The sequence below is a fragment of the Pseudorhodoplanes sp. genome (assembly GCA_032027085.1).
Taxonomy (GTDB): Bacteria; Pseudomonadota; Alphaproteobacteria; order Rhizobiales; family Xanthobacteraceae; genus Pseudorhodoplanes.
In genome coordinates, this window is sequence record JAVSMS010000001.1 from 2,160,827 (window position 1) to 2,175,129 (window position 14,303).

The window sequence follows — 14,303 nt, forward strand, 5'->3', positions numbered from 1 at the left end:
TGCAAAGCTGGGCCGAAATGTGACTATTCGGCAACAACTATATGATTCTACAGGGACGACAATTCTAGCCCCAAATGGTTCCCAATGCCGCCATTATTCGTGAGAGTTAACGGCAGCACCCGTTAGGACCCAAGATATGCAGCCAAACGCGGATTTCGACCCCAAAAAAGCGGTTCGCAAGCTTTTGCGGGAAAGCCGCTCCGGGGCCCTTGCGACGCTGTTGCCGGATTCAGGCTCCCCCTATTGCTCGCTGGTCAACGTGGCGACCGCCTTCGACGGCGCGCCGCTGCTGCTGATCTCGAATCTGGCGCTGCATACCCGCAATATCCTTGCCGACGATCGCGTCTCGCTGATGCTCGACGAGCGCAAGGAGGGCGATCCGCTGCAAGGTGCGCGCGTGACGCTGACGGGGCGCGCCGGCGTGACGCAGGATCAGAATGACGTCCGGCGCTATCTCGCGCGTCAGCCGGAATCGGAAATGTTTGCCGGCTTTGCCGATTTTGCGTTCTACCGCATCGCCATCGACGGCGCGCATCTGGTCGCCGGGTTCGGCCGCATCATCGATCTAAAGCCAGCCGACATCCTCGTCGATCTTGTGGGCGCGGATGATCTTCTCGCTGCGGAAGCCAGCGCCGTCGCGCACATGAATACAGATCACGCCGATGCTGTGCGGCTCTATGCGACCAAGCTGCTGGGCGCGCCGGACGGAGATTGGAGCTGCGTCGGCTTCGATCCCGAGGGTATGGAATTGCAGAATGGACGGACGGCATTGCGGTTATCGTTTCCGCAGCGCATCGCCGGCGCCGGACAGTTGCGCCAGGTGCTGAAGCAATTGGCAGAAGACGCACGAAAAAAAAGCTGACCGGCCGCCGTGTCATTCCTCACCTTGCGGCTCGTCCTGCGGTTTGATGCGGTGCAACAGATCGCGGACGCCGCAGCATGAAACCATTTTCGGCCAAAAGACTTGGCATCTCGTCCCTCACGCTCTAAGAGGTCGCGCCGCCCCGGCAGGGGCGCTATAATTTTTTGCCGCGCTACCGACCTTCGGCGTTCATGGGACCGGCCAGTCATGGCCGGACGCGTTTCGGGAGGATATCCGTGCAAGAGACTGGCATTCGGAATAAGGCCTTTGGCGCCGACAAATTCGGCCTCAAGGATCTCGCTGCTGTTCACTGGAATCTGACCGAGGCGCCGCTCTATGAGCACGCCATCACGGCGCGTGAAGGCAACATCGTCGCGGGCGGCGCGCTCTGCGCCGAAACCGGTCACCACACCGGCCGTTCCCCCAAAGACAAGCACACGGTGGTCGACGATCTCACGCGCGACAGCGTCTGGTGGGACGGCAACCGCAAGATGTCGAAGGAGCATTTCGAGAACCTGTACCTTGACTTTCTCGCGCATTGCAAAGGCAAGACGCTGTTCGCGCAGGATCTTTATGGCGGCGCCGATCCGGCCTATCGCATCAAGGTGCGCGTGTTTACCGAGCTCGCCTGGCACTCGCTGTTCATTCGCACGCTGCTGATCCGGCCGAACCAGTTCGAAGTCGAAAGCTTTGCGCCGGAGATGACCATCATCGACCTGCCGTCGTTCCGGCCCGACGCCAAGCGTCACGGCGGTCGCGAAGGCTCCGACACCATGGTCGCGATCGACTTCTCGCGGAAGATCGTGCTGATCTGCGGCTCGTCATATGCCGGCGAGATGAAGAAGTCGGTGTTCACGACGCTCAACTTTTATCTGCCAGCGCAGGGCGTGATGCCGATGCATTGCTCGGCCAATGTCGGACATAACGGCGACAGCGCGCTGTTCTTCGGCCTCTCCGGCACCGGCAAGACGACGCTGTCGGCCGATCCCAACCGCATCCTGATCGGTGACGACGAAACCGGCTGGGGCCCGAACGGTATCTTCAATTTCGAAGGCGGCTGCTACGCGAAATGCGTCAATCTCACCTACGAGAACGAGCCGCAGATCTGGGACGCCACCAACCGGTTCGGCGCGATCCTGGAGAATGTGGTGTTTGATCCTGTCACGCGCGTGCCGGATTACACCGACATTTCCAAGACTGAGAATACCCGCTCGGCTTATCCGCTGGAGTCGATCCCGAATGCGTCGCGCACCGGCTGCGCCGGCCATCCGAAGAATGTGATCTTCCTCACCGCCGACGCCTTTGGCGTGATGCCGCCGATCGCGAGGCTGACGCCGGCGCAGGCGATGTATCACTTCCTGTCCGGCTACACCGCGAAGGTCGCGGGCACCGAGAAGGGTCTTGTCGGTGTGCAGCCGGAATTCTCGACCTGCTTCGGCGCACCGTTCCTGCCGCGTCCGCCGGCCGAGTATGGCAACCTGTTCCGCAAATACATCACCGATCACAATGTCGATTGCTGGCTGGTGAATTCCGGCTGGACTGGCGGCAAATATGGCGAAGGTCGCCGCATGCCGATCAAGGCGACGCGCGGGCTGGTCACCGCGGCGCTCGACGGCTCGCTGAAGAATGCATCATTCCGCACCGATCCTTATTTCGGTTTCGCGGTCCCGACTTCGGTGCCCGGCATCGAGCCGCATCTGCTCTATCCGATGAAGACCTGGAAGGACAAAGCCGCCTTCGACAAGACCGCGCGTGACCTCGTGAAGATGTTCCAGGACAACTTCACGAAGTTCGAGGATAAGGTCGAGGCCGATGTCCGCGCCGCGGCGCCGGAAGTACGGCTGGCGGCGGAGTAGTGTTGTCATCGGCCGCGCCCGTTCTCGGGTTTATCCGGGATCGGCTCTTGAGGTGGACAAGTCGGTGCAGACGCTGGTGATGACTGGAGCCCCGCTTTCGTGCGGCAAGATAAAGAGATAAGGGCGGCCTTTTGGCCGCCCCTATTTTATTCCCCAATTGCGATCGCCGTGACGAGCAGGATCAGGCTCGCCATTCCCAACGCGGTGCGCAGAACATGCGAATATTCCCAGCGGTCGCGCAATTGCGTCCAGTTCGGCTCATGCGTTGAGTGATCGCCACTGCGTGAACCCAATCCGAAAAAGGCCGCGCCCGCCGCTTTCAGCTTGACGTCCTTGAGCCAGAAATTGTTCACAGGGTGCGTCAGCAGCCAATAAGCCGCGTGCATGGCCGCGAGCGCAAGAAGCGCGGCGCCGATCAACCAGAAGGAATCGCTGCCGAACGGTGTCAGAACGAGCAGACCGATCAGCAGCAGCAGGCCGAGCGGTTCCGCGGCACCGCCGATCGTGAAGCCCGGATAATAAATCTGCTGAACAGCCAGATACTGGTCTTTCGGCAGTCGGAGCTTGCCGGGCAGCTCAAGCGCATGTGCCAGCGCCAACGCCACGGCAATGACCACTCCAAGAACAGTTACGACCTGGTAGGCAACAAACATGGAGAGGCCGTCCGGATCAATTCGCCCGCTGCGCCTGCTGACCCAGAGTGTTGAACTGCGCCTTCTGCTCGTTGCTCAGCGACGCATAGAATTCCGACAATGCCGGTTGCACTGTTCGCGCCGCTTGCAATAACGCGTCCAGGCGTTTCTCCATAACTTCCAGCCGACCGGAGGGTGTTAGCGGAATAGGATCGGGACATGCGGCCTGCAGCAATTCGACCGCGCTGCTGGTGGCGAGGCTGAGCTTGTCGAGTTTTTCTCGCTGGGCGTCGCTTGGCCTGATCGCTTCCTCGATTTCCGCGATCGGCAGGTCGACGAGCCCTGGCTTCGCGTCGCCGCAGCCTTTCGCGTCGGGTTGCGGTTCGCGCAGCACCCGCTTGCGCTCATCGGCCGCCAGCTCTTCCGGCCCGATCGCCGTGAAGCGTGCTTTCTGCTCGTCGCTCAATGAATTGTAGAAGGCGTCCAATGCCGGCCGCACGATCCGCACCGCATGCAAGGTCGCCTCGACCCGGCGTGTCATGGCGGCGAGACGGCCGGTCGGCGTCAGCGCGATGTCCTCATCGCAGGACGCTTTGAAGGCGGCTGCGGCATCCGCCGCGGCGTGCTTCAGCTCTTCCAGCAGGCGCTTCTGTTCGCCGTCGGGCTTGACCGCCTGCTCGATCTGCGTGAACGGCCAGGCGGTAATGCCTTTGCCGGGTTCGGCGCAAAGCTGCGCCGCCGATCGCGTCGTGCCGCGCGGCAAGGCGCGTCGTGGCGAGGGCGGGGCGCTGCCAGTCGTGCCGGGGATTGAGGCGGTTTCGTATTCGACATAGGGATTGCCGTAGCCCCAGAACACGCCGTCGAAGAAATCATCATACACATAGGCCCAGTAGGCCTCGTCATAGGCGTAAGGCCAGTAGGTGTATTCGAAGATGTCGGAATAGGCGTAAGGGTAAAAGACAGGGCCAAACCAGGCGACGAAAGCGGCGCGCTTGCCGCGGCGCCAGGCGTGACGGGCGGCGGCGCGCGCGAGCCGGGCCTCGCGCCGGTCGGCGCGGTTGTGGAAACGCGCGGCGAAGCGGCCTTCGCGTGCAGCTTCGATACGTTCCTTGCGGCGATCAAGACGACGCTGGTCGCGTGCAACCGCGTTCTGGTCAACAGCCTGCTGGCGCTGCAACGCCTGGCGGCGATTTTCCCGTTGTTCGGCTCGGAGATTTTGCACTTGCTGACGCTGCTGCGCGCGTAATTCGCGGCGCTCGCCGCGACTCAAATTTCTGCCGCGCAATTCCTGCCGCTGCTTCGCCTGCAACTGACGCAACTCGCGGCGTTCCTGCTGCTGCAACTGCCGCTCCTGCTGACGTTGCGCGGCGCGCGATTGCTGGGTTTGAACGGCGCGTGCCGCCCGATCCTGCGGTTCGGCACGGCCCGGACGCTGGGCCTCGCGGCGCTCAATTCTCTCCTGCCGCCGCAGCGCGCGCTGTTCGATCCGCTGCTGACGTTGCTCAATCCGTTGTTGCCGTCGCTCGGCGGCGCGCGGTCTCCACTCCGGAGCGGGGCGTCCTGCTGCCCGCGGCGCAGGCGCGGCGCGGGGAGGCGCGGCATGCCGCTGCGGAGCTGCGCGCTGTGGTGCGGCCATGCGTGGCGGAGCAGCTCGTGGTGGTGCAGCCATCCGAGGAGGCGGCGCGGCGCGTGGTGGCGCAGCCATGCGCGGTGGTGCAGACATGCGGGGCGGCGGTGCCGCGCGTGCCGGCGCTGACATACGCGGCGGCGGGGCGGCCCGGGGTGCGGCGGGGGCAGGACGTGCCGCCGGTGCCGGCCCGGGGGCCGCAGCGCCAGGTCCTCGCCGCTCGGCGGACACCGGTTCTGCCCACAGGGCAGCCAGCAACAGCGATGCCGCGATCACACGGAAACTCAACATCATCTTGTCCCCTTGCCGGGGTCGCCCACAAAGCAAACCGGGGGCTTGCCTTATTTGTTCCCAGCGCCAATGAATGCAGGCTGAATTTCAAATGCGGCGAAAGCGCGCTCCCCCCATTACGCTTCCACGAAAGTAGAAAGACGGCATGCAGGTATTGGTGATCGGCGCAGGCGTGGTCGGTCTGGCAGTGGCGCGCGCGGCGGCGCTCAAGGGTCATGACGTCATTGTTGCGGAAGCCGCGTCGTCAATCGGCACCGGAATTTCGTCGCGCAACAGCGAGGTCATCCATGCCGGCATGTATTATCCGACCGGATCGCGGCGCGCGCAGCATTGTCCTCGCGGCAACCGCATGTTGTATGATTTCTGCGCATCGCACGGCGTGCCTCACAAACGTTGCGGGAAACTGATCGTTGCCACCAACGAAGCCGAGCGCACGCGGCTCGAGCAGATCCGGGCGCAGGGTCTGACCAACGAAGTCGACGGCCTCGACATTATCGGCGGCAATGCTGCGCGCGACATGGAGCCGGAATTGTTCTGTGTCGCGGCCCTGTGGTCGCCGTCGACCGGCATCATCGACGGCCATGCCTATATGCTGGCGTTGCAGGGCGACATCGAAAGCCGCGGCGGCGCCATCGCCTTCGACACGCCGGTCAAGCGGCTGTCGACGGACGGCAAGACCTGGCAGGTCGTTTTCGGCGGCAAGGAGCCTGGCACGCTCGATGTCGACGCGGTGGTGAATTCGGCGGGCCTGCGTGCGCAGGCGCTGGCGTACAAGATCGAAGGCTATCCAACGCAACGCATTCCTCGCCTTGTCCTCGCGAAGGGGAATTATTTCAGCTACACGGGCCGTCCCGTCTTCTCGCGTCTGATCTATCCGACGCCCGTCGACGGCGGGCTCGGCGTGCATGTGACGCTCGATCTCGCCGGACGCATGCGCTTTGGTCCCGATGTCGAATGGATCGAGGAAGAGGATTACAATGTCGATCCGGGGCGCGCGGCGTCGTTTTATGCGCGCATCCGCACCTATTGGCCCTCGCTCGCCGATGACACGCTGATCCCGGATTATTGCGGGATTCGTCCGAAGCTGACCGGCCCGGGGCAGCCGCCGGCCGATTTCATGATCGACACGCCGGCGGATCACAAGATGCCGGGGCTGGTAAATCTGTTCGGGATCGAATCGCCGGGTCTGACGTCGTCGCTGTCGCTCGCGGACGAAGTCGTTTCCTATCTCGAGAACTGAGGACGCAGATTGCGGGGCGGCACCGGGGTGGGCGCCTGAGCAGGCGCGGGTGCCTGGCCTTGCGCGGTGAGCGGCCTCATCGGTTCATAGCCCGGTATGTCGTCGCCAGCCTCGCTGTCATGCGACGGCTAGCCTGCGAATTGTCCAAGCGATGCGCTTCCTCCGGTCGAACAGGCAGGCTAAGCTTTGTCCCACGATCCGGGCCAATGCCCGGAAAGGCGGCCGCACCACCAGAACAAGAAGCCGCGACGATTCTTACTCGTCAGGGAGGGTATTCTCGATGAATTGGTTCAGGTCTGCCGCAGCCGGTGCTGCGGTTCTCATGTCGGTCGGTGCCGTACAGGCCCAGCAATTCGATGCCGTGCGCTGGCCGGTGCCGATGGCGTTCGGCTCGAACCTGGTCGCGCTTGGCGACGCCATGCCGTGGGTGGCGCAGCAGCTCGACAAGGTGTCGGGCGGCCGCGTCAAGCTCCGGATCTTCGAGCCCGGCAAGCTGGTACCGGCGCTCGCCGTGTTCGACTCGGTTTCCGAAGGAAAGGCCGAGGCCGGCTATACCTGGATGGGCTACGAAGTGGGCAAGGTACCGGCAGCGGCGTTGTTCGGCGCCGTTCCCTTCGGAATGGAATCGCCCGAATTCATGGCCTGGATGTATTTTGGCGGCGGCAATGAGCTGCTGCGCGACCTGTTCAAGCCGCACAACGTCTATCCGATCTTCTGCGGAACGATCGGACCGGAAGGCGCGGGCTGGTTCCGAAAGGAGATCAATTCCGCCGACGACATCAAGGGCCTGAAATTCCGCGCGGCCGGTTATGGCGGCGACATCTACAAGGAAGTCGGTGCCTCGGTGACGCTGCTCCCGGGCGGCGAACTGTTCCAGGCGCTTGAAAAGGGCGTTCTCGACGGCACGGAATTCTCGCTGCCGACCGTCGACGAGCAACTCGGTTTCTTCAAAGTCGCGAAATACTACTACATGCCGGGCTGGCATCAGCCGTCGACCAACCAGTACCTGTATGTGAATCTGGCGGCGTGGAACAAGATCTCGCCGGCGACCCAGGCGCTGATCGAGACCACCTGCACGGCGGCGGTGACCATCGCGCTCGCCAAGTCGGAAGCCCTGCAAGGCAAGACGCTGGCGAAATTCGAGAAGGAAGGCGTGCAGGTGAAGCAGGTCAATGCCAATCTGCTCAAGGCTTTCCAGGCCGCAACCAAGAAGGTGATGGCTGAGAAGTCCGCCGCCAATGCCGAGTTCAAGAAGGTTTATGACAGCCAGCAGGCCTTCATGGCGCAGAACCAGAAGTGGAAGGAATACGGCTACCTTCCGCGCGACTTCAAGTAAGCGAACCCGGGAATGAGCATCACTCATCCCGTGCCGGACGGCTCCTCCTCGGCGGGGCCGTCCGGAATTCCACTGCCGGAAACACGGCTGTCGCGATTTCTCGACGCCGTCGTGGTGTGGATCGGCGAGACGTCGTCCTGGATCTGGACCGCGTTGATGCTGCTAATCGTCTATCAGGTCTTGCAGCGTTATGTCTTCGGACTTGGCTCGATCAAGATGGAAGAGATGCAGTGGCATCTCTACGGCATCGGATTCATGCTGGCGATTCCATTTGCGGAAATTCGCGAACGTCACGTGCGGATCGACGTGCTGGCTGAACATTGGCCGCTGCGGCGGAGGCTGTGGATCGAGGCGTTCGGTCTCCTGATCTTCCTGCTTCCGTTTTCGATTTTCGCGATCATCCAGTCGGTGCCCTATGTCACGCATTCCTATGCCGTGGACGAGATTTCCTCGGCACCGGACGGATTGCCGTATCGCTATGTCCTGAAGGCCTTCATCGTGGCGACATTCGTTCTGCTCGCCATGGTCGCCATTTCGCGGCTGTCGCGCGTCATCGCGGCTCTGAGAATGCAGCACTGAACGGGCGCGGGGCGGGGGCGCGGGGGCCATGGAAGTCTACGAAATCATTGTCGTCCTGTTTCTTTTGTCGTTCATCGGGTCGCTGTTTCTCGGCTACCCGATTGCATGGACCCTGGGCGGGTTGTCGCTTCTGTTCACCGCCGGCGGCATTGTCCTGCACGACTATTTCGGCGTTGACACCTACCTGCTCAACCGCTGGGGCAACTTCGCGATTCTCGTCGATCGCATTTTTGCGACCATGTCGAACTGGGTGCTCGTGGCGTTGCCCATGTTCGTCTATATGGGCCTGATGCTCGACCGCTCCGGCGTCGCCGAGCTGATGATGACGAATTTCGTCCGTGTGTTTCGTGAAATGCGCGGGGGGCTTGCGGTCACCGTCGTTCTGATCGGAATTCTGCTGGCGGCTTCGACCGGCATCGTGGGCGCGTCCGTGGTTCTGCTCGCCACGCTCTCGATCCCGATCATGATGCGGCAGAATTATTCGAAGACGCTCGCCTCCGGAGTGGTCGCCGCCGCCGGCACGCTCGGCATCCTCATTCCGCCCTCGATCATGCTGGTGATCATGGCCGACCAGTTGTCGATCTCGGTCGGCGATCTGTTCATGGGCGCGATCGTTCCGGGCGTCATGCTTGGAATCCTCTATCTGGTCTATGTGATCGTCCTCGGGCTTGTCCGCCCGGAACTCGCGCCGCCGCCGCCCCAGCATCACAAGTTGACCGGGCGCGAGATTGTCGGGGCATTCCTCGCCACCGTTCCGACGGCGGCCCTGATCCTGGCGGTGCTGGGCTCGATCTTCTTCGGCATTGCGACACCGACCGAGGCGTCCGGCGTCGGCGCCTTCGGTGCCACGCTATTGGCGCTGTTCAACGGCCGGCTCAATCTGAAGGTCATCCGCCAGGTCGGCATCGAAACCGCGCTGACCACCGCTTTCATCTTCGGCATCTTCCTCGGCGCCACCGCTTTTGCGCTCGTCATGCGCTCGCTCGGCGGCGACGAGTTCATCGGTCACCTGCTCAAGGGCTTGCCGTTCGGCCCAAACGGCATCGTGATCTTCATCCTGTTCGTCGCCTTCATCGCCGGCTTTTTTCTCGACTGGCTCGAGATTGTGCTCATCATTCTGCCGCTGGTCGCCCCGGTGGTGAAGGATCTCGGCTTCAATCTGACGTGGTTCGTGGTGGTGTTCGCAGTCACGCTGCAGACCTCGTTTCTGACGCCGCCGGTCGGGTTCTCGCTGTTCTATCTCAAGGGCGTGGTGCCGAAAGACATCACCACGCGGCATATCTATATCGGCATCATTCCCTTCGTGATCCTGCAAGTGCTCGCAGTCGCCGTCACCTTCCTGTGGCCCGAGCTCGTATTGTGGCTGCCGCGGAAGATGTATGGTTCGGTCGGATGAGCGAATCATACGGCTGAGAGTGAGCATGCAGGTTCTGGTGATCGGCGCGGGCGTGGTCGGGCTCGCGGTGGCGCGCGGCCGCGCTCGGCGGCCACGATGTCATTGTCGCGGAGGCTGCCTCTACGGTCGGCACCGGCGTCTCCTCACGTAACAGCGAAGTCATCCATGCCGGGATGTACTATCCGACTGCATCGCGGCGCGCGCGGCATTGTCCTCGCGGCAACCGCATGTTGTATGATTACTGCGCATCGCACGGCGTGCCTCACAAACGTTGCGGGAAACTGATCGTTGCCACCAACGAAGCCGAGCGCACGCGGCTTGAGCAGATCCGGGCGCAGGGCCTGAAGAACGAGGTCGATGCCGTGATCAATTCGGCCGGACTGCGCGCGCAGACGGTTGCGCACAATATCGAAGGCTATCCTGCGCAGCGGATTCCCCGCCTCGTGCTCGCGAAGGGAAACTATTTCAGCTATACGGGCCGGCCGGTGTTTTCGCGCCTGATCTATCCGACGCCCGTCGACGGCGGGCTCGGCGTGCATGTGACGCTCGATCTCGCCGGACGCATGCGCTTTGGTCCCGATGTCGAATGGATCGAGGAAGAGGATTACAATGTCGATCCGGGGCGCGCGGCGTCGTTTTATGCGCGCATCCGCACCTATTGGCCCTCGCTCGCCGATGACACGCTGATCCCGGATTATTGCGGGATTCGCCCGAAGCTGACCGGCCCGGGGCAGCCGCCGGCCGATTTCATGATCGACACGCCGGCGGATCACAAGATGCCGGGGCTGGTAAATCTGTTCGGGATCGAATCGCCGGGGCTGACGTCGTCGCTGTCGCTCGCTGACGAAGTCGTTTCCTATCTCGAGAACTGAGGACGCAGATTGCGGGGCGGCACCGGGGTGGGCGCCTGAGCAGGCGCAGGTGCCTGGCCTTGCGCGGTGAGCGGCCTCATCGGTTCATAGCCCGGTATGTCGTCGCCAGCCTCGCTGTCATGCGACGGCGCCACTTTCACTTCCGACAGACGTCGGCGCATCTCGCCGCTGATCGGCGTGAACTCGGAACCACGTCCGGTCGCCTGCATCAGGCCCTTGTTGGTTGCGACGATGTCGCCTGGTCGCAATGTCGGATCGTCCCTGATATCGAGCCGCGCCAGGCCGAACGGATTCTTGCCGTTGCAGCTGCAGCCCTCGACCAGCTTTTCGCGGTAGGCGAAGGCTGTCGGCAATTCGCGATAGGTGCGGCCGTCGCTGGAATGCGCGTAGTCGATCCTGCTGCCGAAGTAGACCTTGGTCGGCGCCGCCGGACAGAAGGAATTGCAGATTTCGACCGGGTTCGCCGCGCGGATCGGGAAGTGGCGGCCATCGCAAGTGCGTACACAGAACGCCACCGACGGGCCGCCATCGCCACGCAAGCCGTCCGGACTGTCGTAATTCGGATAGGCATTGTTGGGATCGCCATAGACCGGTTGCTGCGGCGGCGGAGGCTGCACCGCGCGGCGGAAGCCGCCGAACAAGAGATCGAAGAAATTCTGCGCCAACGCGGGCGGCGGGCTGACAACAATGCCAGCCGTCAGCACGGCGAGGAGCAGCAAGCCGGACCGCAAGGTACGGGAGCGAGGGCAGCGATTGTCAGACACCACATCCCCTGAAGCTTGGACGCAAATAACGCGCCCGACCGGAAAAGGTTGCGCGGTGTCCTCTTGGTCGGAAACCGGCGACTGAGGTTCATGCCCTTGGCGTTGCTAAGGGCAGGCAATTGCGTTCAATCTGATCCTTCAGACAATTGCGGCTCTCCTAAGGCTCGTCGTCCGGTCCCTCGCGCCGGCCTCTTCCGTCCGTCGCCGCCGCGCCGACGGGGAAGGGCGCGGGACCAACCGACCGCACGATACGGCCAGCCCTATCCGGCAGGTTTTCATCCGCGGGCGGTTGCCCGGTACCGGCCTTGATGCGAATGCTGCCGGGACGACCTTTGGTCGTGCCGCGGCCGGGGGCAATTTTGACGGCGAACAGCTTTGAACGCATCTCGCCCCGGAGCGGCGAAAAATTGATCGACTGTCTCGTACGGCCGGCAACAACAAAGCCTTGCGAGGTCGCGACGATATCGCCCGGCTGCAAGGTGGGATCCTTTTCGGCATCGATCTGCGCGAGGCCGAATACATCCTTACCGTTGCAGGTGCAGCCGGACACGACCTCGCTTCGGTAGGTGAATGCCGCCGGAAGGTCCTTGTAGGATCTGCCGTCGGAGGCGACGGCGGTGTCGATGGTGCTTCCCGAAAAGACCTTGGTGCTCGCCGCCGGGCAGAGCGCGCTGCAGATTTCAGCAGCTTCGGCGCCGCGCCGATAGTTGATCGGAAAATGACGGCCGTCGCAAAGCCGCACGCAATAGGACAATCCCCCACCCGAGCGGCGGGCTGGCTGTTCCGGTTGGTCATCGCGCGCATTCGGACGCGCATTCGGATCTGCATAGGACGGCGGCGGCCTCCGGAACGCATTGAACAGAAAATCAAAAAGACCCTGCGCGGTGGCGGGCTCCGGCGGCATTGCCGTTGTGAAGGCGAGGATGGCCGCGGCGCAGAAAGCTCCGGAGAGGCGAAGTCCTGGACGCAAGACACGACTCCTTGCACGTCATCCCCGTTCCATCCCGCCTCCAAAGATGCACGATAACGCGCCTCACCCGCGCCGGTTGCGGCGGACAAGCGCCGGACGCGGAAGAACGCGCGCAAAGAAACGTGAATGGGTGAGCCCGCCCAGAACCTGACGTACTTGCTGCCCTTTGACGGAGCGGGCAGGCAGCAAGGCTTACGCATGGGAGTCTAACTATCAACGGAACCAACGCGTGGTCCTGCTGCAGGCAGTGAGATGCTCACGGATGGCGCATGGCAGGCCGCAGCCGAGCGCGCATCGTGTTGTAGTCGGGCATGATCTGTTCCGAGAGCCGGTTCCCGGGGAAGCCTGCTCTAGCGGCGCGCCTCGACCGCCATTTTCACTGCGAAACCGGCGAGCATCGTGCCCATCAGCCAGCGCTGCGCCAGCATCCAGAGCGGCCGTGCGGCGAGGAAGGTTGCGATCGAAGCAGCGGCGATGGCGATGACGGCATTGACCGTCACACTGACGCCGATTTGCGTCGCGCCGAGCGCGATCGACTGCAGCAACACGCTGCCCTCTGCCGGATCGATGAACTGGGGCAGCAACGAGAGATACAGCATCGCAATCTTCGGATTCAGAAGATTGGTGAGAAAGCCCATCGCGAACAGTTTGCACGGACTGTCGGCCGGCAATTGATGCACCTGAAACGGCGAGCGCCCGCCGGGTCGCACAGCCTGCCAGGCGAGCCAGAGAAGATAGACGGCGCCAGCGAACCGCAGCGCGTCATAGGCATAGGGGACGGCGAACACGAGCGCGGTGATGCCGAAGGCCGCGCACAGCATGTAGAAGACGAAACCGAGTGCGACACCGCCCAGCGAGACTAGCCCGGCCATGCGGCCATGTGAGATCGAGCGCGAGATCAGATAGATCATGTTCGGTCCCGGCGTGAGCACCATGCCGAGCGAGACGAGCGCAAAGCCGATGAGGGCGGTGGTTGTAGGCATGGCGTGACTTAGGGCGGGTTTAATCAGGTTTATTTTTTGCGCGTCCCTGCGGAAGTGGGACCCAGAATCCAACACCGGATTCTGCTTTCGCAGACGCATTATGTGGCGCGCCGTTCATTTTGAACAGGCACGCGGCGGGAATACTGCTTTGCACGCGCTGCAAAGCCTCTTAGGGCCGCTTTGGAATCTGCAAGCCGCGCTGCACTGCCGGCCGCGCCAGGCCGCGTTCCAGCCAGGCCGGCACGTGCTTCAGGCTGTCGAATTCGACCAGATCGCGCGCCTCGTAGAAGCCGATCAGGTTGCGCACCCAGCCGAGCATGGAAATGTCGGCGATGGTGTAATCCTCGCCCATGATCCACTGCCGGTTCTTCAGGCGCGCTTCGAGCACGCTGAGCAGGCGTTTTGATTCGTTCACGTAACGCTGCAGCGGGCGCTTGTCCTCGTAGTCCTTGCCTGCAAACTTGTTGAAGAATCCGACCTGACCGAACATCGGCCCGATGTTGCCCATCTGGAAATGCAGCCACTGGATGGTCTCGATCATGCGAGCGGGATCGAGCGGGATGAACTTGTCAGTCTTGCCGGCGAGATAGCCGAGGATCGCGCCGGATTCGAACAGGCCGAGCGGCTTTCCGCCCGGACCGTCGGGATCGAGGATCGCCGGAATCTTTCCGTTCGGATTGAGCGAGAGAAATTCAGGTGTCTGCTGCTCGTTCTTGCCGAAGTCGACGCGGTGCGCCTCATAGGGCAGCCCGGTTTCCTCGAGCATGATCGAGACCTTCACGCCGTTCGGCGTCGGCAGCGAGTAAAGCTGCAGACGGTCGGGGTGTTTCGGCGGCCAGCGTTTGGTAATGGGAAAGGCCGAGAGGTCGCGCATATTATGTGAAACTCCTTTCCT

The 14,303-nt window shown here is 62.7% G+C and carries 12 protein-coding genes and 1 pseudogene; 7 read left to right on the forward strand and 6 right to left on the reverse strand.

The annotated features are described in order from the left end of the window. Window positions 1-136 precede the first annotated feature (136 nt). Both RO009_10510 and RO009_10515 read left to right on the forward strand, forming a co-directional pair. Window positions 137-862: a pyridoxamine 5'-phosphate oxidase family protein gene (locus tag RO009_10510; GenBank protein MDT3685460.1), complete on the forward strand. Its 726-nt coding sequence runs from the start codon at window positions 137-139 to the stop codon at window positions 860-862. A gap of 236 nt (window positions 863-1,098) precedes the next feature. Next, the gene (locus RO009_10515) at window positions 1,099-2,718 is read left to right on the forward strand and encodes a phosphoenolpyruvate carboxykinase (GenBank protein ID MDT3685461.1); all 1,620 of its coding nucleotides are present in this window, start codon (window positions 1,099-1,101) and stop codon (window positions 2,716-2,718) included. Window positions 2,719-2,864: 146 nt separating this feature from the next. On the opposite strand, the gene RO009_10520 is transcribed toward RO009_10515, so the two are convergent. After that, entirely contained in the window at window positions 2,865-3,371 is a 507-nt protein-coding gene (locus RO009_10520) for a DUF1772 domain-containing protein (protein ID MDT3685462.1), read from the reverse strand. 16 nt (window positions 3,372-3,387) lie between these two features. Further along, window positions 3,388-4,986: a Spy/CpxP family protein refolding chaperone gene (locus tag RO009_10525; protein MDT3685463.1), complete on the reverse strand. Its 1,599-nt coding sequence runs from the start codon at window positions 4,984-4,986 to the stop codon at window positions 3,388-3,390. 427 nt (window positions 4,987-5,413) lie between these two features. Here RO009_10525 and RO009_10530 point away from each other — a divergent pair, with 427 nt between their 5' ends. From RO009_10530 to RO009_10550, 5 genes and pseudogenes are all read left to right on the forward strand, one after another. After that, window positions 5,414-6,508, forward strand: coding sequence for an NAD(P)/FAD-dependent oxidoreductase (locus RO009_10530; GenBank protein ID MDT3685464.1), 1,095 nt, complete (start codon window positions 5,414-5,416; stop codon window positions 6,506-6,508). A gap of 280 nt (window positions 6,509-6,788) precedes the next feature. Beyond that, entirely contained in the window at window positions 6,789-7,844 is a 1,056-nt protein-coding gene (locus RO009_10535; GenBank protein MDT3685465.1) for a TRAP transporter substrate-binding protein, read from the forward strand. 12 nt (window positions 7,845-7,856) lie between these two features. Then, window positions 7,857-8,423: a TRAP transporter small permease subunit gene (locus RO009_10540; GenBank protein ID MDT3685466.1), complete on the forward strand. Its 567-nt coding sequence runs from the start codon at window positions 7,857-7,859 to the stop codon at window positions 8,421-8,423. Between the two features lie 28 nt (window positions 8,424-8,451). Beyond that, entirely contained in the window at window positions 8,452-9,819 is a 1,368-nt protein-coding gene (locus RO009_10545) for a TRAP transporter large permease subunit (protein MDT3685467.1), read from the forward strand. A 25-nt stretch (window positions 9,820-9,844) separates the two neighbouring features. Beyond that, window positions 9,845-10,691 (forward strand): annotated as a pseudogene (locus RO009_10550) (FAD-dependent oxidoreductase). On the opposite strand, the gene RO009_10555 reads toward RO009_10550, so the two are convergent. The 4 genes from RO009_10555 to RO009_10570 form a co-directional block, all read right to left on the reverse strand. Further along, complete coding sequence (locus RO009_10555; protein MDT3685468.1) at window positions 10,676-11,455, reverse strand: DUF2865 domain-containing protein; 780 nt, start codon at window positions 11,453-11,455, stop codon at window positions 10,676-10,678. The pseudogene RO009_10550 and the gene RO009_10555 overlap by 16 nt on opposite strands. A 157-nt stretch (window positions 11,456-11,612) precedes the next feature. Continuing rightward, window positions 11,613-12,425 carry a DUF2865 domain-containing protein gene (locus RO009_10560; protein MDT3685469.1) on the reverse strand — a complete coding sequence of 271 codons (813 nt, stop codon included), beginning with the start codon at window positions 12,423-12,425 and terminating at the stop codon, window positions 11,613-11,615. 350 nt (window positions 12,426-12,775) lie between these two features. Then, entirely contained in the window at window positions 12,776-13,408 is a 633-nt protein-coding gene (locus RO009_10565) for a LysE family translocator (GenBank protein ID MDT3685470.1), read from the reverse strand. 169 nt (window positions 13,409-13,577) lie between these two features. Then, on the reverse strand, window positions 13,578-14,282 hold the full coding sequence (locus tag RO009_10570) for a glutathione S-transferase N-terminal domain-containing protein (protein MDT3685471.1): 705 nt from the start codon (window positions 14,280-14,282) through the stop codon (window positions 13,578-13,580). Window positions 14,283-14,303 lie beyond the last annotated feature (21 nt).